Below are 2,264 nucleotides of genomic sequence, written 5' to 3'. Positions count from 1 at the left end.
TGTGCACGTCCAGCCAGGCCCGCGAGTCGGCGGTGAACAGCGCGTGCACCCAGGGCATGGCACGCGGCCCGCCGAACAGGTACGTCTCCGGCTCGTACACACCGGCCACGGGCCGCGCGCCGGCATCGTCCTGCCGGTCCGCCTCCAGGTGCCGTAGCAGCGCGGCGTGCAGGTCCGGCGCCCGGCTCGGTTCGGCCGCACGGAACCGCACGCGCAGCCCCGGAGGTTTGTGCAGGAAGAAGAAGTCGCGGGCCTGCCCGGTGTCCAGCAACTCTCGTGCGGCTACGGCCAATCGGCGGTAAGGCGGGAGGAGGGGGCCCGAGCGTGCGCAGGTGAGGCCGAGCTGTACCCACCCGTCCTCGGGCCGGTGCGCGCGCACGGCGTGCAGACCGGCCGCCAGGAAGGTCCGGCGTGCCGCCGCGTACGCGGGGCCGCCCGCCGGGAGGGGGACGCTGCCCCACGGCTCGGTCCGCGCGTCGGCCAGGCAGTCGGCCAGTAGACGCTCCACCCGCACCATGGGGCCTCCTGATCGCCGTAGAGAGGAACCACCCCTGTGATGTCCGGCCCGCATGTGTCCCGAAGCGTGCACATCAATTGGTCATATGATCAACAGGAGTGCGCGGGAGGTATGCCGCGTCCCGTGAATGACGCACGGCGCGCCGCTCTCCCACCGGCGCCGCCTTGCGCACGGTCACCGGGGCGGCCGGCCGCGCCCCGCAGACCCAGGCCCGCCAAGGCGCTGGGCCGAGGCATGAGGTGCCGTGTGCCTGCTGGTTCCTCTCGGGATCGACCGGCACTCCCGGCCCCATGGGATCTCTGAGTTCGCCGCTGCTGCTGGGGTTGTTCGTGGCCAGTGCGGCCGTCATCTGGAGTGCGGGAATCAAGCTGTCGGACACCACCGATGTGCTCGCCGAGCGACTTCACCTCGGCAGCGCGCTGGGCGGTCTGATCCTGCGGGCGATCGCGACGAACCTGCCCGAGATCGCGATCACCGCGAGTGCGGCGATGGCCGGCCGGCTCGATGTCGCGTCGGCAACATCCTGGGCGGCATCGCCATCCAGACCGTCGTCCTAGCCGTACTGGACACGGCGGGGGTCCGCCCCCCGCGCCCCGCTGACCCGCCTGGCGGCCAGTCTGCAACTGGTACTCGAGCGGGCCATGGTGGTGGTCGTCCTGGCCGTGGTCGTGATGGGCACCCTGCTCTCCCCGGACCTGCACGCCGCGCGGCTGGCCCCCGCCTCGGTGGCGATCGCCGTCCTCTGGGTGATCGGCCTGATCCTGCTCGACCGGGCCGGCCGCGGCCTGCCGTGGCGGGAGGGCGGCGACGCCCCGGACGGCCAGCCCGAACCACGCGGCCACTCCAAGGGCAAGAAGGAGAAGGCCGCCAGCGACAGGGGCGTGAGCACCACGCGCGCCGGGCAGGTGTTCGGCGTGTCCGCGCTGGCCACGCTCGTGGCCGGTGTCGTGATCGAGCGCAGCGGTGAGGAGTTCTTCGCTCGGCAGGGGCTGAGCGGTGTGCTGTTCGGCGCGACCGTGCCGGCGGCGGCCACCTCCCTGCCGAGGTCAGCACCGGCCCGACCTCCACGAAGCTGGGTGACTACCAGCTCGCCATCAGCGACATCTTCGGCGGCAACGCCTTCCTGCCCGTGCTGTTCCTGCTCGCCACCGTCATCTCCGGCAAGCCGGTACTGCCGGCCGCGCACGACACCGACATCTACCTCACCGCGCTCGGGATCATCCTGACCGTGGTGTACATGGCGGGACTGATCTTCCGGCCACGCCGCCAGTACGCCCGCATGGGAGTCGACAGCATCGCCGCGGTGGTCATCTACCTCGTCGGCATCGCCGGACTGGCCACGATCGCCACGTGACCCTGCATGCTTCGCGGTGCATCAGACCCCGGCGCGGGGGAACCGAACTTGACGCGCGTGCCCTTGATCCCGTGAAAGAAACTCGCATTTTGTGGGCTTGTAGGGATGAAGTAAGGGCATTCGATGGCCAGGAGGTTGATAACAATGGTTCCCCTGCTTCTGGTTCTTCTGCTGGCTCTGATCCTCTTCGGTGCGGGCTTCGCCCTGAAGGCGCTCTGGTGGATCGCAGTGATCGTGCTGGTCGTGTGGCTGCTGGGCTTCGTCGTCCGGTCCGCGGACGGCACGGGCCGAAAGGGTCGCTGGTATCGCTGGTAGGCGCCTGCTCCTCGGTGTCAGGAGCACTGCTGGTAGGGAAGGTTGACGCGGGGCCCGGCCGGGTATGGCCGGGCCCCG

At 70.5% G+C, this 2,264-nt stretch carries 4 protein-coding genes; 3 read left to right on the top strand and 1 reads right to left on the bottom strand.

The annotated features are described in order from the left end of the window. Positions 1-517: thiopeptide-type bacteriocin biosynthesis protein (locus ABZ923_RS41215; protein WP_361483566.1), on the bottom strand; the 517-nt coding region annotated here is incomplete at its 3' end. Positions 518-807: 290 nt separating this feature from the next. Here ABZ923_RS41215 and ABZ923_RS41210 point away from each other — a divergent pair. The 3 genes from ABZ923_RS41210 (at position 808) to ABZ923_RS41200 (ending at position 2,186) form a co-directional block, all read left to right on the top strand. Further along, positions 808-1,074, top strand: coding sequence for a hypothetical protein (locus ABZ923_RS41210; protein ID WP_361483563.1), 267 nt, complete (start codon positions 808-810; stop codon positions 1,072-1,074). Positions 1,075-1,646: 572 nt separating this feature from the next. Further along, the gene (locus ABZ923_RS41205) at positions 1,647-1,871 is read left to right on the top strand and encodes a hypothetical protein (RefSeq protein ID WP_361483560.1); all 225 of its coding nucleotides are present in this window, start codon (positions 1,647-1,649) and stop codon (positions 1,869-1,871) included. Between the two features lie 144 nt (positions 1,872-2,015). Further along, positions 2,016-2,186, top strand: a complete 171-nt coding sequence (locus ABZ923_RS41200; RefSeq protein WP_070029835.1) for a hydrophobic protein — start codon at positions 2,016-2,018, stop codon at positions 2,184-2,186. The last annotated feature ends 78 nt before the right edge of the window (positions 2,187-2,264 follow it).

This window comes from Streptomyces sp. NPDC046881, from assembly GCF_040645015.1.
GTDB lineage: Bacteria > Actinomycetota > Actinomycetes > Streptomycetales > Streptomycetaceae > Streptomyces.
Note: the sequence above shows the minus strand (reverse complement) of the source record. Positions and strands in the feature narration are given on the sequence as shown.